The organism is Erwinia papayae, assembly GCF_058241465.1.
On record NZ_JBZCHT010000013.1, the window covers coordinates 1,546,357 to 1,570,440 of the forward strand.

The window sequence follows — 24,084 nt, forward strand, 5'->3', positions numbered from 1 at the left end:
TATGGCTGACTATCAGGGTAAAAAAGTCGTCATCATCGGGTTGGGGCTGACCGGTCTCTCCTGTGTTGATTTCTTTTTAGCACGTGGCGTAACACCACGTGTGATGGATACCCGTGTCGTGCCGCCAGGGCTGAACAAGCTGCCCAATAGTGTGGAGTGCTGGCTGGGTTCACTTAACGACCGCTGGCTGCTCGCTGCCGACCTGATTATAGCCAGTCCGGGGATGTCGCTTGCGCATCCTTCGCTGATGGATGCCGCCGATGCCGGGGTTGAAATCATCGGTGATATAGAACTGTTTTGCCGCGAAGCTCAGGCTCCGGTTGTCGCCATTACCGGCTCAAACGGTAAGAGTACGGTGACGACGCTGGTGGGCGAGATGGCGAAAGCCGCCGGCTGGCAGGTTGGTGTGGGCGGTAATATTGGTCTGCCTGCGCTGATGCTGCTGGAACAACAGGCACAGCTGTATGTGCTGGAGCTTTCCAGTTTCCAGTTGGAAACCACCTCCAGCCTGAAGGCCGCAGCAGCAACAATTCTTAACGTCACTGAAGATCACATGGATCGCTATCCGTTGGGCATGCAGCAGTATCGGGCAGCAAAACTGCGTATTTACGAGCAGGCCAGGGTCTGTGTGGTCAATGCCGATGACGCGATGACTATGCCCGTTCGTGGCGCGGATAAACGCTGCGTCAGTTATGGTGTGGATGTCGGTGATTATCATCTTAACCGTCAGCAGGGCACTATCTGGCTGAGAGTCAATGGCGAGAAAGTGCTCAATACTGATGAGATGACGCTGGTCGGGCAGCATAATTACACCAACGCGCTGGCTGCCCTTGCACTGGCTGATGCTGTCGGGTTGCCGCGCACCTCCAGTCTGAAGGCGTTGACCACTTTTACCGGCCTGGCTCATCGTTTCCAGCTTGCGCATGAAAATAATGGTGTGCGCTGGATTAATGATTCGAAAGCAACCAATGTGGGTAGCACCGAAGCAGCACTAAGCGGATTACAGCTGTCAGGCACACTCTGGCTGCTGCTGGGCGGAGACGGTAAATCGGCTGACTTCACGCCGCTGAGTCAATACGTGCAGGCTGCAAACGTGCAGCTTTACTGCTTCGGTCGCGACGGCGCCGAGCTGGCTGAGCTTTCCCCGCAAAAAGCGGTGCAAACTGAAACCATGGCAGAGGCGATGGCGCAGATTGCAGCAAAAGTTCAGCCTGGCGATATTGTTTTGCTTTCTCCGGCCTGCGCCAGCCTGGATCAGTTCAAAAACTTCGAGCAACGCGGCGATGTGTTTACGCAACTCGCTAAGGAGCTGGGATGATACGCATACCAGGCCTGAGCCTTGCTGGCGGACTGTCTGACCGCCTGAAAGAGTGGGTGATGGGGTCGCGTGAAAATGATGCGACCTCAATGGTGCTTTACGACCGCACGCTGCTGTGGCTGACGTTGGGGCTGGCGATTATTGGTTTCGTGATGGTGACCTCCGCCTCAATGCCCGTCGGGCAGCGTCTGTCGGACGATCCCTTCTATTTTGCCAAGCGCGATGCATTCTATATCGCGCTGGCGTTGGGCATTTCGCTGGTTACGCTGCGTGTGCCAATGGATTTCTGGCAGCGCTACAGCAACATCATGTTGCTGGTAACCATTGTCATGTTGTTGATTGTGTTGGTGGTGGGTAGCTCGGTTAACGGTGCATCCCGCTGGATTGCACTCGGACCATTGCGCATCCAGCCTGCTGAACTTTCTAAGTTGTCGCTGTTCTGCTATCTCGCCAGTTATCTGGTGCGCAAGGTAGATGAGGTGCGTAACAACTTTTGGGGATTCTGTAAGCCGATGGGCGTGATGGTGGTACTGGCAGTTCTGCTGCTGGCCCAGCCCGATTTAGGCACCGTGGTGGTACTGTTTGTTACTACCCTGGCGATGCTGTTTCTCGCAGGGGCAAAATTATGGCAGTTTCTGGCGATTATCGGCTCCGGAATATTTGCCGTCTGTCTGCTGATCGTCGCCGAGCCTTATCGTATGCGTCGTGTCACCTCTTTCTGGAACCCCTGGGAAGATCCCTTCGGCAGCGGTTATCAGCTGACGCAGTCGTTGATGGCTTTTGGACGGGGTGAATTCTGGGGGCAGGGGCTGGGCAATTCGGTACAAAAACTGGAGTATCTTCCGGAAGCACACACCGACTTTATCTTTTCCATTATCGGGGAAGAACTGGGTTATATCGGTGTGGTTTTGGCGCTGCTGATGGTATTCTTCGTCGCTTTTCGTGCGATGTCCATTGGCCGTCGCGCACTGGAAATCGACCAACGTTTTTCCGGTTTTCTGGGTTGCTCTATCGGCGTCTGGTTCAGCTTCCAGGCGCTGGTTAATGTCGGGGCGGCTGCTGGGATGTTGCCGACTAAAGGCCTGACGTTACCTTTAATCAGTTATGGTGGTTCCAGTCTGATTATTATGTCGACAGCCATCGTATTTTTACTGCGTATCGATTATGAAACACGTCTGGCGAAAGCCCAGGCGTTTACACGGAGCGGCCGATGAAAGGCAAACGGCTGATGGTGATGGCCGGTGGCACGGGAGGCCATGTTTTTCCCGGCCTGGCTGTGGCACACCAGTTAATGGCTCAGGGCTGGCAGGTGCGCTGGCTGGGCACGGCGGATCGCATGGAAGCCGATCTGGTTCCTAAGCACGGGATAGATATTGAATTTATTCGTATCAGCGGTCTGCGTGGCAAAGGATTAAAAGCATTAATCGCCGCCCCCTGGCGCATTTTCAGCGCGGTATGTCAGGCCAGAGCTATCATCAGGCGCTGGCAGCCCGATGTGGTGCTGGGCATGGGCGGCTATGTATCGGGTCCCGGCGGTCTGGCAGCCTGGAGCAGTGGGGTGCCGGTGGTACTGCATGAGCAGAACGGCATCGCCGGGTTAACCAACAAATGGCTTGCCAGAATAGCCAAAAAAGTCATGCAGGCCTTTCCTGGCGCTTTCCCGGATGCAGAAGTGGTGGGGAACCCGGTCAGAACCGACGTGCTGGCGCTGCCCCTGCCTGAAGTGCGTCTGGCTGGCCGCACCGGTCCGATTCGGGTTCTGGTGGTGGGGGGGAGCCAGGGTGCCCGGGTGCTTAACCAGACCATGCCACAGGTTGCAGCTAAGCTGGGTGACAAAATCAACTTATGGCACCAGTCAGGGAAAGGGGCTGCCGGGAGCCTTAACCAGGCTTATCAGCAACTGAACCTGCCCGGACATAAGGTGACAGAATTTATTGACGATATGGCGGCGGCTTACGCCTGGGCTGATGTGGTGGTCTGTCGCTCTGGGGCACTGACAGTCAGTGAGGTGGCCGCTGCTGGTTTACCCGCTATCTTTGTGCCATTCCAACATAAAGATCGCCAACAGTACTGGAATGCACTGCCGCTGGAAAAAGCGGGTGCAGCAAAAATTTACGAACAACCGCAGTTTACTGCGGAGGTTGTGGCGGAAACGCTGGCCGGATGGGATCGTCCAGCGTTACTGAACATGGCAGAAAAAGCACGGGCGGTGGCTATCCCTGACGCAACCGAACGGGTTGCAGCGGAAGTAGTCAGAGCCGCGCTGTAAACAGAACAGAGCGGGTTGGCCTGGCCGACCCCGAATGGTTATACAAGATGTATCCCGATGAATTTCCTGTTGCAGGAAAACGGCAACTTAGCCCGTTACTAACTTAACTGAGTAACAGAGGCCTTAAGTCAGCTGAACTTCCGGCAAGGAGAAAGGTTAAGGGATACCGACAGGCAGAAGAGATGAATACACAACAACTGGCAAAACTGCGTTCTATCGTGCCCGAGATGCGTCGCGTTCGGCACATTCACTTTGTCGGCATCGGCGGTGCTGGCATGGGCGGTATTGCCGAAGTGTTGGCCAATGAAGGGTATGAAATCAGTGGTTCAGATCTGGCACCGAATGCGGTGACCCGTCATTTGACTAATCTCGGGGCGACTATCTATTTCAACCATCGTCCTGAAAATGTCAGTGACGCCAGCGTGGTGGTGGTCTCTACGGCGGTTTCACAGGATAACCCGGAAATTATCGCGGCTCGTGAGGCGCGTATCCCGGTAATCCGTCGGGCAGAAATGCTGGCCGAGCTGATGCGTTTTCGGCATGGCATTGCGGTGGCAGGGACGCATGGTAAAACCACCACCACGGCGATGGTTTCCAGCATTTACGCGGAAGGTGGGCTTGATCCGACCTTTGTGAATGGCGGTCTGGTTAAAGCGGCAGGTACACATGCGCGGCTGGGCAGCAGCCGTTATCTGATTGCAGAGGCGGACGAGAGCGATGCCTCATTTTTGCATTTGCAGCCGATGGTGGCGATTGTCACCAACATTGAAGCCGATCACATGGATACCTATCAGGGTGACTTTGAGAACCTGAAGCAGACGTTTATTAACTTCCTGCACAATCTGCCATTTTATGGTCGTGCCGTGCTATGCGTTGACGATGCGGTGATTCGCGATTTGATCCCACGTATTGGCAGGCAGATTACGACTTATGGCTTCAGTGAAGACGCAGACGTGCGTATCGCCAGCTACGAGCAGCATGGCGCTCAGGGACACTTCACCCTGGCCCGTCACGACAAACCGTTAATGCGGGTGACGCTGAATGCGCCTGGCCGACATAACGCGTTGAACGCGGCAGCTGCGGTGGCAGTAGCGACGGAAGAAGGCATTGATGATGATGAGATCCTCAGTGCACTGGAGAGTTTTCAGGGAACTGGCCGTCGTTTTGACTTCCTCGGTGAGTTTCCGTTGCAGGACGTCAACGGGACAGAAGGTACGGCGATGCTGGTTGATGATTATGGTCATCATCCAACTGAAGTGGATGCGACTATTAAAGCTGCACGTGCCGGGTGGCCGGACCGTCAGTTGGTGATGGTTTTCCAGCCGCATCGTTATACCCGCACCCGCGATCTTTATGATTATTTTGCCAACGTCCTGTCGCAGGTTGACGTGCTGTTGCTGCTGGATGTTTATTCTGCCGGTGAAACGCCGATACCAGGCGCAGACAGCCGTTCGCTATGCCGAACCATTCGGGGGCGAGGCAAGGTCGATCCGATACTGGTTTCAGACCATGATGCGGTGCTGGAGATGCTGGCACCAAAACTGAATGGCAACGATTTAATCCTGATCCAGGGGGCGGGTAACGTTGGGCGTATTGCCCGCAAGCTGGCCGATCAAAAGTTACAACCGCAGGGCAATGAAGGGGATCATCATGGCTGATAAAGTTGCAGTTTTGCTGGGTGGCACCTCTGCCGAACGTGATGTGTCATTGATGTCAGGAAACGCCGTGCTGGCGGGTCTGAAAGAAGCAGGCATCGATGCGCATGCGGTGGATACCCGCGACTTTCCGGTATCACGCCTGAAAGAAGAGGGCTTCAATAAAGCCTTTATCGCGCTGCATGGGCGTGGCGGTGAGGACGGTACGCTGCAGGGTGTGCTGGAGTTTCTTTCTCTCCCCTACACCGGCAGCGGTGTGATGGCTTCCGCGATCACTATGGACAAGCTGCGCACCAAATATCTCTGGCAGGGCTGTGGCCTGCCGGTTTCGCCGTATGTGGCGATTACCCGTAAGCAGAGGGATGTGGGCCTGAGCCCGGAAACACAGGCGCAAATCGCTGCGTTGGGCCTGCCGCTGTTTGTTAAGCCGAGCAGTGAAGGCTCCAGCGTCGGTATATCTCGTGTGAATCAGGCCGATGCCCTTGAGGCTGCACTTGATGAAGCGTTTCGTCACGATGACGAAGTGCTGGTTGAAGCGTTTCTCAGTGGCCCTGAATACACCGTTGGCGTGATTGGCGACGATATCCTGCCCTCAATCAAAATTCAGGTAGCGTCAGAGTTCTATGACTATGAAGCAAAATACTTTTCTGACGATACTCAGTACTTCTGCCCAAGTGGCCTTTCGGTGGAAAAAGAAGCTGAACTGAGCGAAATAGTATTAAAGGCATGGCGGGCACTGGGTTGCACTGGCTGGGGCCGCGTTGATGTGATGATGGGCGGTGATGGCGCATTTTACCTGCTGGAAGTGAATACGTCGCCGGGCATGACCAGCCACAGTCTGGTGCCAATGGCGGCTAAGCAGGCGGGGATGAGCTTCTCGCAACTTGTTGTCCGCATTCTGGAGCTGGCCGACTGATATGTCTCAGGCGGCAATGAATGTTCGCAACCGTGAAGCGCAAAAAAAAGCGGGCTCAGGACGAAGTAACGGTACGCGGCTGGCAGGCATCATTTTTCTGATGCTGGTGTTAGGTGTCATGCTGGCCGGAGGTTTGGTGGTGGTGAAGTGGATGAATGATGCATCCCGTTTGCCATTGTCGAGGCTGGTGGTAACAGGACAGATGCATTACACCAGCCATGATGATATTCGCCAGGCGATTCTGTCATTGGGGCCGCCCGGTACATTCATGTCGCAGAACGTGGATGTTATTCAGCAGCAGATTGAGCGCCTGCCGTTGATCCAGCAGGTGAGTGTGCGTAAGCAGTGGCCTGACGAATTAAAAATTCATCTGGTCGAATATGTGCCGGTCGCACGCTGGAATGATCTGCATATGGTTGATGCACAGGGAAAATCCTTCAGTGTGCCAGCCAGTTTTATCGGTAAAGAAGCGATGCCTGGGCTTTATGGCCCGGAGGGCAGCGAATCAGAAGTATTGACCGGATATCACCAGATGAGTGATTTACTGGCGGCCAGCAAATTTAAGCTGAAGGCAGCGTCCATGACCGCCCGGCGTTCGTGGCAACTGGTGCTATCAGACGACGTTCGTCTGGAGTTAGGGCGTAATGATGATATGAAGCGATTGCAACGCTTTATTCAGTTGAACCCAACGCTGCAGCAGCAGGCGCAGACGGAAAACAAACGTGTCAGTTACGTTGATCTACGATATGACGCCGGTGCGGCAGTAGGTTGGGCGGCGCCACTCATCCAGAACGCTGACGGTAACAAGCAACAGAATCAGGTACAGGTTAAACAACAATGATCAAGGCGACGGACAGAAAACTGGTAGTTGGACTCGAAATCGGCACGGCAAAAGTCGCCGCTTTAGTAGGAGAAATTCTGCCCGATGGCATGGTTAACATTATCGGCGTGGGCAGCTGTCCTTCCCGTGGGATGGATAAAGGCGGTGTAAACGATCTGGAATCCGTCGTGAAGTGCGTGCAAAGGGCCATCGATCAGGCAGAGTTGATGGCCGATTGCCAGATTTCGTCGGTATACCTTGCATTATCTGGCAAACACATCAGTTGTCAGAACGAAATAGGGATGGTTCCTATTTCCGAAGAGGAAGTGACCCAGGAAGATGTGGAAAATGTCGTTCACACGGCGAAATCCGTTCGTGTGCGTGATGAACACCGCATCCTGCATGTCATTCCACAAGAGTATGCGATTGATTATCAGGAAGGGATTAAGAATCCTGTTGGTCTGTCCGGCGTCAGGATGCAGGCAAAAGTGCACCTGATCACCTGCCACAACGATATGGCAAAAAACATTGTCAAAGCCGTTGAACGATGTGGCCTGAAAGTTGACCAACTCATTTTTGCCGGACTGGCTGCAAGCCTTGCCGTGTTGACGGAAGATGAACGTGAACTGGGCGTCTGCGTGGTTGATGTTGGCGGCGGCACCATGGATATTGCGGTTTATACTGGCGGAGCATTGCGCCATACCAAAGTGATCCCGTATGCCGGCAATGTGGTGACCAGCGATATTGCCTATGCTTTTGGTACACCGCCAACGGATGCCGAAGCAATCAAAGTCCGTCATGGTTGCGCGTTGGGTTCTATCGTTGGTAAAGACGAAAATGTCGAAGTGCCAAGTGTAGGGGGCCGTCCCCCCAGAAGTTTGCAGCGCCAGACCCTGGCTGAGGTGATAGAACCTCGCTATACCGAACTTCTGAATCTGGTGAACGACGAGATTCTGCAATTGCAGGAACAACTGCGTCAGCAGGGCGTAAAGCATCATCTGGCCGCTGGCATTGTTCTGACCGGCGGCGCGGCACAGATTGAAGGCCTGGCGGCGTGTGCTCAGCGGGTGTTTCATACCCAGGTGCGTATCGGACAACCGCTTAACATTACCGGATTAACGGATTACGCGCAGGAGCCATACTACTCAACAGCGGTTGGCTTACTGCACTACGGAAAAGAGTCTCATCTTAGCGGTGAGGCAGATGTAGAAAAAAGAGTCTCAGTGGGCAACTGGTTTAAACGAATCAACAGCTGGCTGAGAAAAGAATTTTGATTTTGAAAAAGGGGATCATGCCCGATTTTTTTATGATCTCCAGGCGACAGGCACATAACGGAGAGAAACTATGTTTGAACCTATGGAATTGACCAATGACGCGGTGATTAAAGTCATCGGCGTCGGCGGCGGCGGCGGCAATGCCGTAGAGCATATGGTGCGTGAGCGCATCGAAGGCGTGGAATTCTTTGCTGTTAATACCGATGCCCAGGCATTGCGTAAAACAGCAGTGGGCCAGACTATCCAGATCGGCAACGGGATCACCAAAGGTCTGGGTGCCGGTGCAAACCCGGAAGTGGGCCGCAATTCTGCTGAAGAAGACCGTGAAGCACTGCGTCAGGCACTGGAAGGTGCAGACATGGTGTTTATCGCGGCCGGCATGGGCGGTGGTACGGGTACAGGTGCTGCGCCAGTCGTGGCAGAAGTGGCGAAGGATTTAGGTATCCTGACGGTTGCGGTTGTCACCAAGCCTTTTAATTTCGAAGGTAAAAAGCGCATGGCTTTTGCTGAGCAGGGTATTGCCGAGCTCTCAAGGCATGTGGATTCTCTGATCACTATTCCTAACGACAAACTGCTTAAAGTATTGGGTCGTGGTATCTCTCTGCTGGATGCGTTTGGCGCGGCCAACGACGTACTGAAAGGCGCGGTACAGGGCATCGCGGAGCTGATCACCCGTCCTGGTCTGATGAACGTCGACTTTGCAGACGTCCGCACGGTAATGTCTGAAATGGGTTATGCCATGATGGGTTCCGGCGTCGCATGTGGCGAAGATCGTGCTGAAGAAGCGGCTGAAATGGCGATTTCCAGCCCACTGTTGGAAGACATCGATCTGTCTGGCGCTCGTGGTGTTCTGGTTAACATCACCGCTGGTTTTGACCTGCGTCTGGATGAGTTCGAAACGGTAGGTAACACCATCCGCGCGTTTGCTTCTGACAATGCAACTGTAGTTATCGGGACTTCACTGGACCCGGAAATGAATGATGAGCTGCGGGTTACTGTGGTTGCTACGGGTATTGGCATGGACAAACGTCCGGAAATCACGCTGGTGACCAATAAGCAGCAGAGCCAGCCGGTGATGGACCATCGCTATCAGCAGCATGGTATGACTCCATTACCTCAGGAGCAGAAACCTGCGGCGAAGGTGGTTAACGATCAGGGTGCACAATCAAACAAAGAGCCTGACTATCTGGATATTCCGGCCTTCCTGCGCAAGCAGGCGGACTAAGAATTACCTGAGAATTGGGATTCTCCGCTCTTTGTGCTAAAGTGTTGGCCCGCTGGTAAGATATACTGGCGGTCGGATGAGTAATTTTGCGAGATAAAGCGATGATCAAACAACGGACATTAAAACGTATCGTTCAGACGACTGGTGTCGGTTTGCATACCGGCAAAAAAGTCACGCTGACACTACGCCCTGCGCCGGCTAATACCGGGGTCATCTATCGCCGCACTGACTTGAATCCCCCGGTTGATTTTCCGGCAGATGCTAAATCCGTACGTGATACCATGCTCTGTACTTGCCTGGTTAATGAGCATGACGTGCGTATTTCAACGGTCGAGCATCTGAATGCAGCACTGGCAGGTCTTGGCATTGATAATATCGTGGTGGAAGTGAACGCGCCTGAAATTCCTATTATGGACGGCAGCGCAGCCCCCTTTATTTATCTGCTGATGGATGCAGGCATTGAAGAACTGAACAGCGCGAAAAAATTTGTGCGTATCAAAAAACCTGTCAGGGTTGAAGATGGCGACAAATGGGCTGAACTCTCTCCGCATAATGGTTTTACGTTGGATTTTACAATCGACTTTAACCATCCGGCGATTGATTCCAGTTCGCAACGCTACAGAATGGACTTTTCTGCTGAATCCTTTGCACGTCAGATTAGCCGCGCCCGTACTTTTGGCTTTATGCGTGATATCGAAGCGTTGCAGTCCCGTGGACTGTGCCTTGGTGGTAGTTTTGACTGTGCCATCGTGGTAGATGATTATCGTGTACTTAATGAAGATGGCTTACGCTTTGAAGACGAATTTGTTCGTCATAAAATGCTGGATGCTATTGGTGACCTGTTTATGTGTGGTCATAACATCATTGGTGCATTTACCGCGTTCAAATCGGGCCACGCTTTGAATAACAAGCTGTTGCAGGCCGTGCTGGCTAAACAGGAAGCCTGGGAATGGGCAACCTTCGAAGACGAAGCTGAACTGCCAGTTACCTTCAGAGCACCTGACCTGGTTCTGGCATAAGCCAGAATCATTTATTACGACTGGTTGAGCTGGTACTCTCTCCGGCCAGTGAAGCCAGTCGTTCTATAATTCTCTTCAGTTTTTCCGGACTTCTGCTGGCAATCTCCCTCAACATTTCTGCACTCTGTTCACTCAGCTTACGCCCTGCTACAGGTTCATCAGACTGTTTGTCGCTTTGATATACGTTTTCATGCCCTTTTGCGGCTAACGATGGATTTATCCTGATGTCGATTGCCGTTAATGATGGTAATATTTGCGCTCGTAAAGCTGACAGCAGGCTGGATTGCTCATAGCGTAAACGCATCATCCAGTTGGCATTAGCCGTTTCGAGCACCAGAATACCCTGGCGAAAATTCGCCACGCGGCACCAGGGATGCAGCTGTGCAGGGAGAATACCCTGCACAGCACGGTTTAACTTATTCAGCACAACCGCTCTTTGCTGAATGGATTCCAGCATTCCTTTGCCCTCTGTTGCTTCGAATAAATTCTCAATTGATTGCGGGCGACTATCGCGCATGGCAGGCTCCGGCGGAAAACAGTGATCGGTATTCTAAATCGTTGGCGACAATTTGGCAGACGTTATTTCTGGCCGCATCTCCTGTTGGGGATGGTCGCGGCGAGTTTTGGTCTGCCCTACGTTGCTGGTGGCGATCAGCCAACTTTAGCAGATACGCATTCCCGCAGTCTGAATATCAGCTTTGGCGTACATGTCGATCGCCTCGCGCTGCTCCAGGAGAGTGTTCGCCGGCAAAACCCAGTCGTTGACTACTGGCATCAGCATGCTATTCGCACTGTTATCCGCCACCTTTCTTTTTCCCTGACGCCTGCAAATCAGCCAACTACTGAGCAGAGCACACCGCTGGAAGTGCAAAAGCTTGCGTTGTTGGACACGCTCAATGCGTTGCTGACTCATGAAGAAAGACCGCCTGCGATCATTCGCCAGACTGAGCCTCATCAGCTTGCCATCAAACCTGTCTGGCAGACTGGCCTCTGGCTGGCACAGGTTGAGGGCATTCGTGCCGGACCTGCCTGCCTCCTGTCGTAAGATTTTGTTCATGTACCCAAAGTTTAGTGCTTCACCGCTGATGCGGTGGCTGAGAGAATTTATCAACTATGTTCATAAAAGTATTAACAAAAATTTTTGGTAGCAGTAACGATCGTACGCTGCGCCGCATGCGTAAAGTCGTTGATCAGATCAACAAAATGGAACCGGACTTTGAAAAACTGTCCGATGACGAACTGAAAGCGAAAACCAGTGAATTTCGTGCCCGGCTGGAAAAGGGGGGAGTGCTTGAAAATCTGATCCCTGAAGCCTTTGCCACCGTTCGCGAGGCCAGCAAACGCGTTTTTGGGATGCGTCACTTTGATGTCCAGTTACTGGGCGGCATGGTGCTGAACGATCGCTGCATTGCGGAAATGCGCACCGGTGAAGGTAAAACGTTGACGGCAACGCTTCCTGCCTACCTTAATGCATTGAGTGGTAAAGGCGTCCATGTGGTCACCGTGAACGACTATCTTGCCCAGCGCGATGCTGAAAACAACCGTGGATTGTTTGAATTTCTCGGCCTGACTATAGGTATCAACCTGCCTGGCATGCCCGCGCCAGCCAAGCGCGAAGCTTATGCTGCGGACATCACTTACGGTACGAACAACGAATATGGTTTTGACTACCTGCGCGACAATATGGCCTTCAGTCCGGAAGAGCGTGTACAGCGCAAGTTGAACTATGCGCTGGTGGATGAAGTGGACTCGATTCTGATAGATGAAGCCCGTACGCCGCTGATTATTTCTGGCCCGGCAGAAGACAGTTCAGGTTTATATATCAAAGTTAACAAAATCATTCCGGGCCTGATTCGCCAGGAAAAAGAAGACTCTGATACTTTCCAGGGAGAAGGACATTTCTCTGTCGATGAGAAAGCCCGGCAGGTGCATCTGACTGAACGTGGTCTGGTCGCCATTGAAGAGCTGTTGGTCAGTGAAGGCATCATGGAAGAGGGCGAATCGCTCTATTCCCCGGCCAATATCATGATGATGCACCACGTCACCGCGGCCTTGCGTGCGCATGTGCTCTTTACCCGCGACGTGGATTACATCGTGAAAGACGGTGAGGTGATCATTGTTGATGAGCACACAGGCCGTACCATGCAGGGGCGTCGCTGGTCAGATGGTTTGCATCAGGCGGTGGAAGCAAAAGAAGGTGTGGAAATTCAGAACGAAAACCAGACGCTGGCTTCCATTACCTTCCAGAACTACTTCCGCCTTTACAACAAACTGGCCGGGATGACCGGTACGGCTGACACCGAGGCGTTTGAATTCAGCTCGATTTACAAACTGGAAACCATTGTCGTCCCTACCAACCGCCCGATGGTGCGTAAAGATCTACCGGATTTGGTCTATATGACTGAAAAAGAGAAGATTGATGCGATCATTGAAGATATCAAAGAGCGTACCGCCAACGGTCAGCCCATACTGGTGGGCACCATCTCCATTGAGAAATCTGAAGTTGTTTCTGCCGAGCTGACTCGTGCTGGTATCAAACATGCGGTACTGAACGCTAAATTCCATGCCCGCGAAGCGGATATCGTTGCCCAGGCGGGTCAGCCCGCCGCTGTCACTATTGCCACCAATATGGCAGGTCGCGGTACGGATATCGTGTTGGGTGGCAGCTGGCAGGCAGAGATCGCTGAACTGGAAGACCCAACAGACGAGCAGATTGACGCTATCAAGAGTGCCTGGAAAGTTCGCCATGATGCGGTGCTTGCTTCTGGTGGTCTGCACATTATTGGTACTGAGCGTCATGAATCACGACGCATTGATAACCAGCTGCGAGGCCGCTCTGGTCGCCAGGGTGATAACGGTTCTTCCCGTTTCTATCTGTCGATGGAAGATGCCCTGATGCGTATTTTTGCTTCAGATCGCGTTACCAATATGATGCGGAAACTGGGGATGAAACCTGGTGAAGCTATCGAACATCCGTGGGTGACCAAGGCGATTGCCAATGCTCAACGCAAGGTTGAGAGCCGCAACTTTGATATCCGTAAGCAGTTGCTGGAATATGATGATGTGGCTAACGATCAACGCCGTGCAATCTATACACAGCGTAATGAATTGCTGGACGTTTCCGATGTATCTGAAACCATTATCAGCATCCGTGAGGACGTGTTTAAATCCACCATCGACAGCTATATTCCACCGCAGTCGCTGGAGGAAATGTGGGATGTGCCAGGTTTGCAGGAGCGTCTGAATAACGACTTTGACCTGCAATTGCCAATTGCTGAATGGCTGGACAAAGAGCCAGAGCTGCACGAAGAAACCTTGCGTGAGCGCATTATGGAGCAGGCAAAAGAGCAGTATCAGCAAAAAGAAGAAGTTGTCGGCATTGAGATGATGCGCAACTTCGAAAAAGGCGTGATGCTGCAAACGCTGGACAGCCTGTGGAAAGAGCATCTGGCGGCGATGGACTATCTGCGGCAGGGTATCCACCTGCGTGGTTATGCGCAGAAAGATCCTAAACAAGAGTACAAACGCGAATCTTTTGCCATGTTTGCAGCAATGCTGGAATCACTGAAATATGAAGTGATTAGCACCCTGAGTAAAGTTCAGGTGCGTATGCCGGAAGAAGTGGAAGCGATGGAAGAACAGCGTCGTGAAGAAGCTGAACGTCTGGCCCAGCAGCAGCAATTAAGTCACGTGGACTCTGAAACAGAAGCAGCTGCGGCCCTGGCAGAACAGGGTGGAGAACGTAAAATTGGCCGTAACGATCCCTGTCCTTGCGGTTCAGGTAAGAAATATAAGCAGTGTCATGGGCGTCTGGCATAATCATTACGCTTAAAGTAAAAAAGGGCTGGGGATATTCCCGGCCTTTTTTATTGCCAGCATAACAGCAGGTTCCGAAGCGTTATGTTTTACATCTGCTGGCAAAGGATAATTCTGGCTTGTTATCCGGCTGTAACGCTGGAATAGTGACATGGTCTGTTGTACTCAGAGAGAGAAGTAAATGAAGCATCTGCAAGTAGCCGTGGGCATAATTCGTGATAAAGATCAGAACATCTTTCTGGCTAAACGTTCTGCAAGCTCTCATATGGGCAACATGTGGGAATTCCCTGGCGGAAAAATCGAAGCGGGTGAAACACCAGAGCAGGCACTAAAACGTGAACTGCACGAGGAGACAGGGATTGAGGTGGTGAGTGCTGTTGCCTGGGACCGCTCAGAACATGCAGACAGTCAACTTCAGGTCACGTTGCACTTTTTTATCGTGGAAGAGTGGCAGGGAGAACCCTGGGGACGCGAAGGGCAACCTCAGCGTTGGGTGGCACAACGAGATTTAGTCGCCACTGAATTCCCACCTGCTAACATACCGATTGTTGCCCGACTGATAAAAGAGGCGCGTTAATTCCCCCGCTCGCTGCTTAAACAGGGCGGGCGTGAATCAACCATTCAGCCTGAGCTGTTCGCTCCAGTCATCGCTCTCTGAATGCTCGCTTTCGCTGGCAATCCGCTTCTCTTCGTTTGCCCATTCCCCAAGGTCAATCAGCTGGCAACGTTTGCTGCAAAAAGGCCGAAATGGGCTCTGTTCGTCCCAGATTACTCTGGTTGAACAGGTTGGGCAGTTAACTATCGTCACTTCTTCATTCATCGGCAAAACCTTAGCAGCAGGCGAGTTGAAAATCGAGACGTGCCGGGACCACGCCACGTTCGCTGTCGAGTGGCAAAAAACGAATAGCATAGCGGCTCTTATGACCTGAAACCTGAGGGTAAAGCGAGTCGTCAAGCGCCAGCTGCAGGCGTAGCAAGTCTGCTCCTTCGGCGTTATCCTGGAAGAAGCCATTCAGGCTGGTCTGGAGGTGGAACTCACCGGACTGTCGAATCAGATTAAGGATTAACTTCAACGAGTCACCAATGGGGGCCAGCGAATCCATCCACAGGTTGACCTGTGCATCCCGGACCTCCTGCGCAATGTGCAGCCAGATATGCAATGTGGGTAAGTCAAAACTACAGCAGCCTCCGGGGATGCTCAGGCGCTGGCGTACCAGCGCAATCAGGCGATCTTCACGCAGCAACTGACCCATACGCGGAGCGGCCATCAGCACAGTGGCGCAGGCGTTCAGATCCTTACCCAGACTTGTAATAAGTTCCCGGTCCACACCGGGTACTTCGCACCACAAGCGCAGTTTTTGTTGCTGCCTGTCCAGTTCTTTAACAATTTCGGTGCGAAGCTCACCACGTTCAAACACATCTAACAGCTCTGTCGTATTGCGAAAAAAAGTCAGCGCGCTGAGAGAATCAGTTATATGCCTGCTCTGATCTAACTGATTGATCAAAAACTCAATTCGCAGCCAGGTGCGCATTTTTTCATTCAGGGGATGCTCAAATAAAACGCTTATGCTCATGCTGTTAGTCCTGGTCTGTTGCTCTGGCCAGCTGGCGATAGCGCTGGTCCAACAGAGCAACGTGTGCGGCTATGTCATCAGGCAGGCCGCTGTTATCAATGATGTCGTCGGCCACGGCTAGTCGCTGTTCACGCGTTGCCTGTGCAGCCAGAATATGTTCAGCCTGTTCGCGGCTGATACCGTCGCGGTTGATGGTGCGCGCCAGCTGAGTATCGCGATCAACATCCACAACCAGCACCCTGTTTGCCAGATGCTGTAAGTTATTTTCTACTAACAACGGCACGACCCACAAACACCATTCGGATTGAGTCAGTGCCAGCTGACGGCGAGTCTCGGCCTGGATCAGCGGGTGCAACAGGGCGTTCAGCCAGGTTTTATCAGCCGGACAGGCAAAAATACGTTGCCGCAATGCTGCACGGTCCAGTGTGCCATCCTGTTGTAACAGATGAGCGCCAAACTTAGCAGCAATCGCGGCAAGAGCAGGTTGTCCGGGTTCCACAACCTGACGGGCAATCAGATCGGCATCAACGATATCTATGCCTCGCCTGGCAAAAGCATGGGCAATAGTGGACTTTCCACTGCCTATTCCGCCAGTTAACGCCACAATATAATGCATAACCCTCTTATCATATGATTTTGCAATGAAAATCCTCATGTTTTACCGCCACCGAACGGCCTGAGGCAGCGATAAAAATGAGGCTTTATTCATATCAATGAGTGTCAGATAAACCTGAAGAATTGTAGCGTAAATAAAACTGTTTTCGCAGTCTTGTCGGGCTGTTTTTACCGCGTATGATAGCGTCACGGCTGCTGGCAGCAGCGTCCAATCTTAAGATTTACGCCATCAACCAGGAAGGGATTTATGCGTATTGAAGAAGATATTAAGTTAGGCTTTAAAGATGTTCTGATTCGGCCAAAGCGCTCTACGCTACAAAGCCGCTCACAGGTTGAACTGGCACGCCGGTTTACCTTCAAACATTCCGGTCTTGACTGGTCAGGTGTACCAATTATTGCCGCGAATATGGATACCGTTGGCACATTCAGCATGGCAGAAGCGTTGGCGTCATTTGATCTGCTGACCGCTGTTCATAAGCATTACAGCGTGGCACAGTGGCAGGCATTTATCGGCCGTGTTCCTTCGGTTGTACTGAAACATGTGATGGTGTCTACCGGAACCTCTGATGCAGATTTTATCAAGCTACAGCAGATCCTCGCATTGTCGCCAATGTTGAATTTTATCTGTATCGACGTGGCCAATGGCTATTCCGAGCATTTCGTCAGCTTTCTTAAGCGAGCTCGTGAAGCTTGTCCGGGAAAGACTATCTGTGCTGGTAATGTGGTCACTGGCGAGATGGTCGAAGAGCTTATCCTTTCCGGTGCTGATATTGTCAAAGTGGGTATTGGTCCCGGATCGGTCTGTACCACCCGAGTAAAAACTGGCGTGGGGTATCCCCAGCTTTCTGCGGTGATTGAATGTGCTGACGCCGCGCATGGGTTGGGCGGGCAGATCGTTAGTGACGGCGGCTGTTCGGTACCCGGAGATGTGGCTAAAGCATTTGGCGGAGGCGCTGATTTTGTTATGCTTGGCGGTATGCTGGCTGCCCACGATGAGTGTGAAGGTAGTGTGGTCGAAGAAAACGGCGAACAGTTTATGCTGTTTTATGGCATGAGTTCTGAATCGGCGATGAAGCTTCATGTCGGCGGCGTCGCGGAATATCGTGCAGCAGAGGGTAAAACCGTTAAGCTGCCGCTAAGAGGCCCGGTGGAGCATACTGCCAGAGATATTCTGGGCGGCCTGCGTTCGGTCTGTACTTATGTCGGGGCCGAGCGTCTGAAAGAACTGACCAAACGAACCACTTTTATACGGGTTGCAGAGCAGGAAAATCAGGTGTTTAACCGTTAGATATCTGCCATTCGCCCACTTTGTATCATGCTGAGTGGGCCTTTAACACGGTGCTGAGTCAGCACTGACGAGATTTTTTCTGCTGCCTGGTGCGGCAGTTTTCATCCCAGCGCGTTACCCAGATTGAAAATGGGCAGATACATTGCCACCACCAGCGCACCAACGATAATACCCGTCACCACCATCATCACCGGTTCCAGTGCAGCGGCCAGGCTATCCGCCAGATCGTGGGTGATGTTTTCATAAAGTTCTCCCAGCCTGGACAACATCATATCCAGTGAACCTGCTTCCTCGCCTGTTTTGATCAACTGATAGCAGAGCGGGGGGAACAAACGGTGTCCTGCCAGAGCCTGACAAAGAGGATAGCCCGCAGAGATATGCTCTTGCAGCTCAGCTACTGCTTTTTGCCACAGCTTCTGATGCAGCGTTTTCTCAACCGCCTGTAAACTTTGCAATAGCGTCAGTCCAGCCTGCTGCGTCAGTGCCAGCGTCGTAAATATTCTGCTGAGCTGCCCTCCACGAACTAATTCTCCGGCAAGGGGAAGTTTCAGCACGATTAGCTGGCATTTTTGCTGCCAGTCAGGTGAGCGCCGGTATTGCCAGCGACCGGCTGTATAAAAAATTAAGGCTACCGGCAACAGGAGCGCAGCATGGTGTTCCAGAGATTCTGACAAGGAGATCACCGCAGCCGTGAACCAGGGCAGGGGAGCATCAAACGTATGATAGACCGCCACAAATTCTGGCAGAACAAACACCAGCATTCCCGTACTCACCAGCAGGGCAAGTGCCAGTACCATCAGCGGATAGCGCAATGCCTTTGTCACTTTTTTATGCAACTGCTGCTGCCGCTCCTGCTGCTGCGCCAGCTGTATACAACACTCATCCAGACGCCCGGTCAGTTCACCTACCTGCATCAGAGCAGGAAAAAGTGCAGGAAAAATGCCGGGCCATTCCGACAACGCAGCGGAAAAGGGTATTCCATCGCTGATGCGTTGCCGCAGGTGGTCAAGCAAAGCCTGCCAGGCCGTATCACTGTGGCCATCGCTGGCCATTTTCAGACAGGCAGAGAGAGACATACCGGCCCTGAGTAACACAGCCATTTGCCGGAAGAAACGGATTTTATCCTGCCATCGCCAGTCGCTGGAACGGTAGCGACGACCGCCAGTCAGTTTCAGGGGAACCACCTGCTGCGCCACCAGTTTCTCCATTGCTTCCTGGCGGTGACGGCAGAAAAACCCACCCTGGAGTAACCTGCCATCTTCGTCTGTCCCCTGCCAGCGGAACAGCATCAGGTCAGCCATCTTCACTCCCTGCAATACGATTCAGTTCAGCAAGAGTGGTATCACCACGATTGACAGCGTGCAGACCTTCGACAAAAAGCGTATTGGTCCCCTGTTGCCGTATAAGCAGCAACAGTTTTTCCTGGGAACATCCTGCGGCAATAGCATTTTGCAAAGGAGCCGTAATGGTAAGTAGCTCAAACAGCGCCAGACGCCCGTAATAGCCGGAGTAACAGCGTGAACAACCAACCGCGCGCCAGTTTTGCACCGTGCCAGGCCACAGGCCTTGTGGAAAATGGGCGAGAGTTTCCGCAGGTTCGCGACAGTGGGGGCAAAGGCGGCGTACCAGACGCTGTGCAATCACCAGTTTCAACGCTGAAGCCAGCAAATAACCGGGAATACCAATCTGTCCAAGCCGGGTTATGGTTTCAACGGGGGAGTTGGTATGCAGCGTGGACAGAACCAGATGGCCCGTTTGTGCGGCTTTAATGGCTATTTCGGCCGTTTCACCGTCACGGATCTCACCAATCATAACGACGTCAGGGTCCTGACGCAGCAGTGCACGCAGCACCCGGTTGAAATCCAGCCCTGTTTTTGGCTGGATCTGAGTTTGATTGATGCCGGCAAGCGGGATCTCAATGGGATCTTCCACGCTGCAAACATTTCGGCCAGGTTGATTCAGCGAACTGAGTCCGCTGTAAAGCGTAAAGGTTTTCCCGCTACCGGTTGGTCCGGTGACCAGGATCAGCCCCTGTGGCTGAGCGAGCGCATGACGAAAACGCCTGAGCGATCGCCGCGACATCCCGAGGTTTTCCAGCGCTACAGACTGCATCTCATTCTGCAATAGCCGGATAACGGCTTTTTCGCCCGCCTGCACCGGTATTGTTGACAGCCGGAACGACGCCGATTTTCCTTTCAGCGTCAGCATGAACTGTCCATCCTGCGGCATTCGTCGCTCGGTGATATCAAGACTGGCGAGGATTTTCAGCCGCGCCAACAGGGCGGAACTGTTATCCGTGTTTAAGGTGGGGACGGGCTGTAACACGCCATCCACCCTGAAGCGGATCCGCAGACCATCCGCCTGGGGTTCAATATGAATATCAGAGGCACGTTGCTGAATTGCCAGAAACAGCAGGTCATCAACGCGTTCTATCACCGTTTCTTTGCTGTTTATTGCCGCTTCAGTCTGTCCATTGATAGTGGCATTTTGCTGCTGACGAAATTGCTCAAGCCGTGCCGGGGGCCAGTACTGAACATGCATGTTGCCATGGGCAGCAAAGCGCAGCGCCGTCATTGCCTCCGGACTGAGGGGGCCCAAGGCAGCAATACTCAGTCGCTGCGGGGTGAATTCCAGCATCACCGCCTGGTTCTGCTGGCAAATGTTGCCGACAGCTCGTCGCGAAGCCTCGGAAATCATAATGTTTCTCCACCGGCATCATCATCAAAGCGGAACACTGCTTCACAGGCCGCCTTAAGCGTGGTCTGAGAGCTGTTACAGCTTCGCTGCCAGCTAATCATGCCTTCTGCCTGATCCCACATGGGCTTCAGATTAACCGTCAGTCCGCTCAGACTCTGCTGGCCGACCAGCGTTATGCTCCCTGCCTGTGTTGCCACCGACGAGACGTAACGGGAGGCTTTCCCTGTTGGGACCCCATTGCTGCCAGCGGTGCAGTTGCTGGTGCTGCCCAGTTCAATCGCACAAATTTCCACGGCGGTTTTGAACGGCATGGCTGTCTGTAACATGTCTGTCAGCGCGGCTTTTTGCAGGTAGTTCTGATAAGCGGGGAGCCCGATAGCACTGAGGATGGCAATAATGGCAATGACAATCATCAGTTCAATCAGGGTAAATCCTTGCTGCATCTTCATGGCTTAGCTCCTTGCTGATTAAGAGCCTGGCAAGGTATCGCCGGAAACCGGCCAGTGCCAGCAGCTAAAAACCGTTTTCCAGCACGACGCGAAAGATATTCAGCCCGTTGCATAAGGGTGCAGAGGTGATGCAGCGAAGGTCGCAAAAAGCGAAGAGAAAATGGCAGCACGCCATCAGCAGACTGATGGCGTTGAGGATTCAGCGAAAACGCATCGACAGATCAAGAGCTCGAACATGTTTGGTCAGTGCGCCAACAGAGATGTAGTCGACACCCGTTTCGGCAAAGATACGCAGAGTGTGATCGGTAACATTGCCGGAAACCTCCAGCAGCGCCCGACCGGCGGTCAGCTTAACGGCTTCGCGCATTTGCTCAACGCTGAAATTATCCAGCATGATGATATCCGCTCCTGCTGCAATGGCCTGTTCCAGTTCATCCAGTGACTCCACCTCCACCTCTACAGGTACATCCGGATGCTGCCAGTTGGCTTTTTCTACCGCCTGGCGGATCGAACCGGTGGCGATGATATGGTTTTCTTTGATCAGATAAGCATCGGACAAACCCAGGCGATGGTTGCCGCCGCCGCCGCACATCACGGCATACTTTAGCGCAGTGCGCAGTCCCGGCAGGGTTTTGCGGGTATCCAGCAGTTGGGTGCCTGTTCCCTGTAAAAGAGCCATGTAGCGACTGACCTCGGTCGCCACGCCAGAAAGTGTCTGCACGAAGTTAAGAGCCGTGCGTTCCGCAGTCAGGATCAGCGCGGCCGGGCCACTGACCTCAAACAATGTTTGCCCGGCCACAATGCCGTCGCCATCGTCAACGTGCCAGCCGATCCGGGTTTTGTTTCCCAACTGGATGAACACCTCTTCCACCCAACGTTTACCACAAAAAATGCCCGGTTCACGGGTAATAACCACGGCATGAGAAGAGGTATCGGCGGGTAGCAGACTGGCGGTGATATCATTGGCCGGGTTTACTTCGCCACCTAAATCTTCACGCAGGGCCTGAGCCACGCCGGGCGGGATATCATCCTCGATGCGTCTGAGCAGAGCGCTCCTGCGGCTGTCCGGATCGTAGCGACGGGTTGTCATAATCAAACTCCGAAAGGTCGGATAGAGAGTGCGGCTATGCTAGCCTGTTTACCTGCCGCTTGCCAGCCAGCGCTGTTCAGCGTTTATGCAATCTGCTTTGCGAAACAACGAATCATGCTACTCTGAAAAATATTTCCCAAAGGAGAGCAGAGCATGCAGCTGCAATCAGGCTGGATAACCGGTGTTAAGCAGGTTCCATCCCCGCACTTTAACGAACGACCAGAAAATGAAATGCCCTCGCTGCTGGTTATTCACAATATTAGCCTGCCACCGGGTGAGTTTGGCGGCCCGTGGATTGATGCCCTGTTTACCGGCACTCTCGATCCCGCTGCCGATCCCTATTTTGCCAGAATCGCCCATCTGCGCGTTTCTGCACATTGTCTGATTCGTCGCGACGGTGAAATTATCCAGTATGTCCCTTTTCACCTGCGGGCATGGCATGCCGGGGTCTCCTGTTATCAGGGACGCGAAGCCTGTAATGATTTCTCCATTGGTATCGAACTGGAAGGTACGGATACCTTGCCCTACACCGATGCGCAGTATCAGACGCTGGAAAAGATAGCCCGCCTGCTGGCCCGTCACTATCCGCTTCCTGTCGGGAATATTACTGGACACAGTGATATTGCGCCGGGCAGGAAAACCGATCCCGGCCCGGCATTCGACTGGGTTCGATTACGGTCGGCGCTGGACGAGACTGGAGACGGTTCACCGCAGGAGCAACAGGCATGACACTTTTTAGTTTGTTACTGGTATTAGGTTGGGAACGCCTGTTCAAAATGGGAGAGCACTGGCAGCTGGATCATCATTTGTCTGGTTTTTTTCGCAGAGGTAAACGCTTTTCCCTGATGCACACCATCACTATGTTGCTACTGATGATGGCAATAACCGCTCTTTGCCTGCTGGCGTTGAGAGGGCTGTTTTTTGGTCTGCCCATGCTGATTTTCTGGATTATGGTGGGGTTGTTATGTATCGGTGCGGGTTCTGTCAGGTTGCATTATCACGCCTATCTTAAGGCGGCCAGTCATAATGACATCGCCGCCCACACGGCGATGGCAGAGGAACTGACGCTAATCCACGGTCTGCCAGTAGAGTGTGACGAACGTGAATATCTGCGTGAGTTACAAAATGCACTGCTGTGGATTAACTACCGGTTTTATCTCGCGCCGCTGTTCTGGTTTGTGGTCGGAGGGAGCTGGGGCCCGGTGCTGCTGGTGGGCTATGCTTTTCTGCGTGCATGGCAGAGCTGGCTGGCACGTCATCACACTCCATTACAGCGTTCTCAGTCCGGCGTGGATGCGCTGCTTCATATTATCGACTGGCTACCGGTTCGTCTGGTCGGGGTGGCCTACGCCTTACTTGGGCACGGTGAGCGTGCGCTTCCTGCCTGGTTCGCCTCGCTCGGTGACAGGCACACCCCGCAGTATCAGGTGTTGACCACGCTGGCACAGTTCTCTCTGGCCCGCGATCCGCACAGCGATAAGGTCGTCACCCCGCAGGTTGCGGTAACGCTGGCAAAGAAGGTTTCGCTGGTAGTGGTGGTGGTGGTAGCGCTGCTGACGATTTACGGTACCCTGGTCTGAGATTTCGCCTTTCAGGCTGGTTATTTGCCGGACAGCAAATGTTCTGATATGACAAAGATGCTGTGAGCGTCAACTGCTGTGGTGGTTGGTTTGACCTCTCAACCGGTTAATCTGAGGGAGTATCCCGCCATCAGGCAGGATACTCCTTTTATATCAACAACCCTGTCAGGCTGCTGTTTCACTACTGTCTGTGCTGCTGTCTGTTATGCCGAAAATGGTTTCAATCAGCGCGCCAATGGCATCCCCAATCAGTGAACCAATTTGTTTACCGACAGGGCCTGCAATGCCTGAAACTATGGTGGAAATCACCGGAACAGTGACCAGACTGCCTATAGATCTGGCAATAAAATCACCTGCGACTCCGCCAACCCAGTTGGTGGTATCACGAATGACACCTGAACCGCTGACCATTTCGACTTCCTGTATGGAGAGTTCTCTCATTATTAATTTCCTTATTAATGCTCAAAGTGAGCGCGGCG

24 protein-coding genes are annotated in these 24,084 nt (G+C 52.9%); 15 read left to right on the forward strand and 9 right to left on the reverse strand.

Annotated elements, in window-relative coordinates:
• Window position 1 precedes the first annotated feature (1 nt).
• From murD to lpxC, 9 genes are all read left to right on the forward strand, one after another.
• The gene (gene murD, locus AC3RPL_RS23340; protein ID WP_490741713.1) at window positions 2-1,318 is read left to right on the forward strand and encodes a UDP-N-acetylmuramoyl-L-alanine--D-glutamate ligase; all 1,317 of its coding nucleotides are present in this window, start codon (window positions 2-4) and stop codon (window positions 1,316-1,318) included.
• Window positions 1,318-2,532, forward strand: a complete 1,215-nt coding sequence (ftsW, locus tag AC3RPL_RS23345) for a cell division protein FtsW (protein WP_490742123.1) — start codon at window positions 1,318-1,320, stop codon at window positions 2,530-2,532. Before murD ends, ftsW begins: the two co-directional genes overlap by 1 nt.
• Window positions 2,529-3,587, forward strand: coding sequence for an undecaprenyldiphospho-muramoylpentapeptide beta-N-acetylglucosaminyltransferase (murG, locus tag AC3RPL_RS23350; RefSeq protein ID WP_490741714.1), 1,059 nt, complete (start codon window positions 2,529-2,531; stop codon window positions 3,585-3,587). The genes ftsW and murG overlap by 4 nt, the downstream gene beginning before the upstream one ends.
• Before the next feature lie 182 nt (window positions 3,588-3,769).
• Window positions 3,770-5,245 (forward strand): UDP-N-acetylmuramate--L-alanine ligase, encoded by a 1,476-nt coding sequence (murC, locus tag AC3RPL_RS23355; protein WP_490741715.1) that lies wholly within the window; start codon window positions 3,770-3,772, stop codon window positions 5,243-5,245.
• A complete protein-coding gene (locus AC3RPL_RS23360) occupies window positions 5,238-6,158 on the forward strand; it encodes a D-alanine--D-alanine ligase (protein ID WP_490741716.1) in 921 nt (306 codons plus the stop codon). The genes murC and AC3RPL_RS23360 overlap by 8 nt, the downstream gene beginning before the upstream one ends.
• Window position 6,159: 1 nt before the next feature.
• Window positions 6,160-6,999: a cell division protein FtsQ gene (gene ftsQ / locus AC3RPL_RS23365; protein ID WP_490741717.1), complete on the forward strand. Its 840-nt coding sequence runs from the start codon at window positions 6,160-6,162 to the stop codon at window positions 6,997-6,999.
• Window positions 6,996-8,252 carry a cell division protein FtsA gene (gene ftsA / locus AC3RPL_RS23370; protein WP_490741718.1) on the forward strand — a complete coding sequence of 419 codons (1,257 nt, stop codon included), beginning with the start codon at window positions 6,996-6,998 and terminating at the stop codon, window positions 8,250-8,252. Before ftsQ ends, ftsA begins: the two co-directional genes overlap by 4 nt.
• Window positions 8,253-8,322: 70 nt before the next feature.
• Window positions 8,323-9,477: a cell division protein FtsZ gene (gene ftsZ, locus AC3RPL_RS23375; RefSeq protein WP_034936342.1), complete on the forward strand. Its 1,155-nt coding sequence runs from the start codon at window positions 8,323-8,325 to the stop codon at window positions 9,475-9,477.
• Between the two features lie 101 nt (window positions 9,478-9,578).
• Complete coding sequence (gene lpxC, locus AC3RPL_RS23380) at window positions 9,579-10,496, forward strand: UDP-3-O-acyl-N-acetylglucosamine deacetylase (RefSeq protein ID WP_034936341.1); 918 nt, start codon at window positions 9,579-9,581, stop codon at window positions 10,494-10,496.
• Between the two features lie 7 nt (window positions 10,497-10,503).
• On the opposite strand, the gene AC3RPL_RS23385 is transcribed toward lpxC, so the two are convergent.
• Window positions 10,504-11,013: a DUF721 domain-containing protein gene (locus tag AC3RPL_RS23385; protein WP_490741719.1), complete on the reverse strand. Its 510-nt coding sequence runs from the start codon at window positions 11,011-11,013 to the stop codon at window positions 10,504-10,506.
• A 21-nt stretch (window positions 11,014-11,034) separates the two neighbouring features.
• Between AC3RPL_RS23385 and secM the strand changes: the two genes are divergently transcribed.
• From secM to mutT, 3 genes are all read left to right on the forward strand, one after another.
• Window positions 11,035-11,541, forward strand: coding sequence for a secA translation cis-regulator SecM (gene secM, locus AC3RPL_RS23390; protein WP_490741720.1), 507 nt, complete (start codon window positions 11,035-11,037; stop codon window positions 11,539-11,541).
• 68 nt (window positions 11,542-11,609) lie between these two features.
• The gene (gene secA / locus AC3RPL_RS23395) at window positions 11,610-14,315 is read left to right on the forward strand and encodes a preprotein translocase subunit SecA (RefSeq protein ID WP_490741721.1); all 2,706 of its coding nucleotides are present in this window, start codon (window positions 11,610-11,612) and stop codon (window positions 14,313-14,315) included.
• Window positions 14,316-14,493: 178 nt separating this feature from the next.
• Entirely contained in the window at window positions 14,494-14,889 is a 396-nt protein-coding gene (gene mutT, locus AC3RPL_RS23400; RefSeq protein ID WP_490741722.1) for an 8-oxo-dGTP diphosphatase MutT, read from the forward strand.
• A gap of 36 nt (window positions 14,890-14,925) precedes the next feature.
• Here the strand turns inward: mutT and yacG are convergent, their stop codons facing one another.
• The 3 genes from yacG to coaE are packed head-to-tail and all read right to left on the reverse strand — an operon-like array spanning window position 14,926 to window position 16,502.
• Entirely contained in the window at window positions 14,926-15,132 is a 207-nt protein-coding gene (gene yacG, locus AC3RPL_RS23405; protein ID WP_490741723.1) for a DNA gyrase inhibitor YacG, read from the reverse strand.
• 10 nt (window positions 15,133-15,142) lie between these two features.
• On the reverse strand, window positions 15,143-15,886 hold the full coding sequence (zapD, locus tag AC3RPL_RS23410) for a cell division protein ZapD (RefSeq protein ID WP_490741724.1): 744 nt from the start codon (window positions 15,884-15,886) through the stop codon (window positions 15,143-15,145).
• A gap of 4 nt (window positions 15,887-15,890) precedes the next feature.
• Window positions 15,891-16,502 carry a dephospho-CoA kinase gene (gene coaE, locus AC3RPL_RS23415; protein WP_490741725.1) on the reverse strand — a complete coding sequence of 204 codons (612 nt, stop codon included), beginning with the start codon at window positions 16,500-16,502 and terminating at the stop codon, window positions 15,891-15,893.
• A 246-nt stretch (window positions 16,503-16,748) separates the two neighbouring features.
• On the opposite strand from coaE, the gene AC3RPL_RS23420 reads away from it, so the two are divergent.
• Window positions 16,749-17,789 (forward strand): GMP reductase, encoded by a 1,041-nt coding sequence (locus AC3RPL_RS23420; protein ID WP_490741726.1) that lies wholly within the window; start codon window positions 16,749-16,751, stop codon window positions 17,787-17,789.
• A 101-nt stretch (window positions 17,790-17,890) separates the two neighbouring features.
• On the opposite strand, the gene hofC is transcribed toward AC3RPL_RS23420, so the two are convergent.
• The 4 genes from hofC to nadC form a co-directional block, all read right to left on the reverse strand.
• Window positions 17,891-19,090, reverse strand: a complete 1,200-nt coding sequence (gene hofC / locus AC3RPL_RS23425) for a protein transport protein HofC (protein WP_490741727.1) — start codon at window positions 19,088-19,090, stop codon at window positions 17,891-17,893.
• The gene (gene gspE / locus AC3RPL_RS23430; RefSeq protein ID WP_490742124.1) at window positions 19,083-20,483 is read right to left on the reverse strand and encodes a type II secretion system protein GspE; all 1,401 of its coding nucleotides are present in this window, start codon (window positions 20,481-20,483) and stop codon (window positions 19,083-19,085) included. The genes hofC and gspE overlap by 8 nt, the downstream gene beginning before the upstream one ends.
• Window positions 20,483-20,935 carry a prepilin peptidase-dependent pilin gene (gene ppdD, locus AC3RPL_RS23435; protein ID WP_490741728.1) on the reverse strand — a complete coding sequence of 151 codons (453 nt, stop codon included), beginning with the start codon at window positions 20,933-20,935 and terminating at the stop codon, window positions 20,483-20,485. Before ppdD ends, gspE begins: the two co-directional genes overlap by 1 nt.
• 199 nt (window positions 20,936-21,134) lie before the next feature.
• Window positions 21,135-22,025, reverse strand: coding sequence for a carboxylating nicotinate-nucleotide diphosphorylase (nadC, locus tag AC3RPL_RS23440; protein ID WP_490741729.1), 891 nt, complete (start codon window positions 22,023-22,025; stop codon window positions 21,135-21,137).
• Between the two features lie 153 nt (window positions 22,026-22,178).
• Here nadC and ampD point away from each other — a divergent pair, with 153 nt between their 5' ends.
• Complete coding sequence (ampD, locus tag AC3RPL_RS23445) at window positions 22,179-22,754, forward strand: 1,6-anhydro-N-acetylmuramyl-L-alanine amidase AmpD (RefSeq protein ID WP_034936591.1); 576 nt, start codon at window positions 22,179-22,181, stop codon at window positions 22,752-22,754.
• Window positions 22,751-23,605, forward strand: a complete 855-nt coding sequence (gene ampE / locus AC3RPL_RS23450; protein WP_034936589.1) for a beta-lactamase regulator AmpE — start codon at window positions 22,751-22,753, stop codon at window positions 23,603-23,605. Before ampD ends, ampE begins: the two co-directional genes overlap by 4 nt.
• 165 nt (window positions 23,606-23,770) lie before the next feature.
• On the opposite strand, the gene AC3RPL_RS23455 is transcribed toward ampE, so the two are convergent.
• Window positions 23,771-24,046 carry a hypothetical protein gene (locus tag AC3RPL_RS23455; protein WP_490741730.1) on the reverse strand — a complete coding sequence of 92 codons (276 nt, stop codon included), beginning with the start codon at window positions 24,044-24,046 and terminating at the stop codon, window positions 23,771-23,773.
• Window positions 24,047-24,084: the final 38 nt, after the last annotated feature.

What these genes read in the sequence shown, in the direction of transcription:
- AC3RPL_RS23455 (WP_490741730.1), bottom strand. Translation starts at nt 24,046, where the DNA reads ATGAGAGAACTCTCCATACAGGAAGTCGAAATGGTCAGCGGTTCAGGT.
- ftsZ (WP_034936342.1), top strand. Translation starts at nt 8,323, where the DNA reads ATGTTTGAACCTATGGAATTGACCAATGACGCGGTGATTAAAGTCATC.
- murC (WP_490741715.1), top strand. Translation starts at nt 3,770, where the DNA reads ATGAATACACAACAACTGGCAAAACTGCGTTCTATCGTGCCCGAGATG.
- ampE (WP_034936589.1), top strand. Translation starts at nt 22,751, where the DNA reads ATGACACTTTTTAGTTTGTTACTGGTATTAGGTTGGGAACGCCTGTTC.
- lpxC (WP_034936341.1), top strand. Translation starts at nt 9,579, where the DNA reads ATGATCAAACAACGGACATTAAAACGTATCGTTCAGACGACTGGTGTC.
- AC3RPL_RS23385 (WP_490741719.1), bottom strand. Translation starts at nt 11,013, where the DNA reads ATGCGCGATAGTCGCCCGCAATCAATTGAGAATTTATTCGAAGCAACA.
- nadC (WP_490741729.1), bottom strand. Translation starts at nt 22,025, where the DNA reads ATGACAACCCGTCGCTACGATCCGGACAGCCGCAGGAGCGCTCTGCTC.
- coaE (WP_490741725.1), bottom strand. Translation starts at nt 16,502, where the DNA reads ATGCATTATATTGTGGCGTTAACTGGCGGAATAGGCAGTGGAAAGTCC.
- zapD (WP_490741724.1), bottom strand. Translation starts at nt 15,886, where the DNA reads ATGAGCATAAGCGTTTTATTTGAGCATCCCCTGAATGAAAAAATGCGC.
- AC3RPL_RS23360 (WP_490741716.1), top strand. Translation starts at nt 5,238, where the DNA reads ATGGCTGATAAAGTTGCAGTTTTGCTGGGTGGCACCTCTGCCGAACGT.
- murD (WP_490741713.1), top strand. Translation starts at nt 2, where the DNA reads ATGGCTGACTATCAGGGTAAAAAAGTCGTCATCATCGGGTTGGGGCTG.
- yacG (WP_490741723.1), bottom strand. Translation starts at nt 15,132, where the DNA reads ATGAATGAAGAAGTGACGATAGTTAACTGCCCAACCTGTTCAACCAGA.
- hofC (WP_490741727.1), bottom strand. Translation starts at nt 19,090, where the DNA reads ATGGCTGACCTGATGCTGTTCCGCTGGCAGGGGACAGACGAAGATGGC.
- mutT (WP_490741722.1), top strand. Translation starts at nt 14,494, where the DNA reads ATGAAGCATCTGCAAGTAGCCGTGGGCATAATTCGTGATAAAGATCAG.
- AC3RPL_RS23420 (WP_490741726.1), top strand. Translation starts at nt 16,749, where the DNA reads ATGCGTATTGAAGAAGATATTAAGTTAGGCTTTAAAGATGTTCTGATT.
- murG (WP_490741714.1), top strand. Translation starts at nt 2,529, where the DNA reads ATGAAAGGCAAACGGCTGATGGTGATGGCCGGTGGCACGGGAGGCCAT.
- ampD (WP_034936591.1), top strand. Translation starts at nt 22,179, where the DNA reads ATGCAGCTGCAATCAGGCTGGATAACCGGTGTTAAGCAGGTTCCATCC.
- ppdD (WP_490741728.1), bottom strand. Translation starts at nt 20,935, where the DNA reads ATGAAGATGCAGCAAGGATTTACCCTGATTGAACTGATGATTGTCATT.
- secA (WP_490741721.1), top strand. Translation starts at nt 11,610, where the DNA reads ATGTTCATAAAAGTATTAACAAAAATTTTTGGTAGCAGTAACGATCGT.
- ftsA (WP_490741718.1), top strand. Translation starts at nt 6,996, where the DNA reads ATGATCAAGGCGACGGACAGAAAACTGGTAGTTGGACTCGAAATCGGC.
- ftsQ (WP_490741717.1), top strand. Translation starts at nt 6,160, where the DNA reads ATGTCTCAGGCGGCAATGAATGTTCGCAACCGTGAAGCGCAAAAAAAA.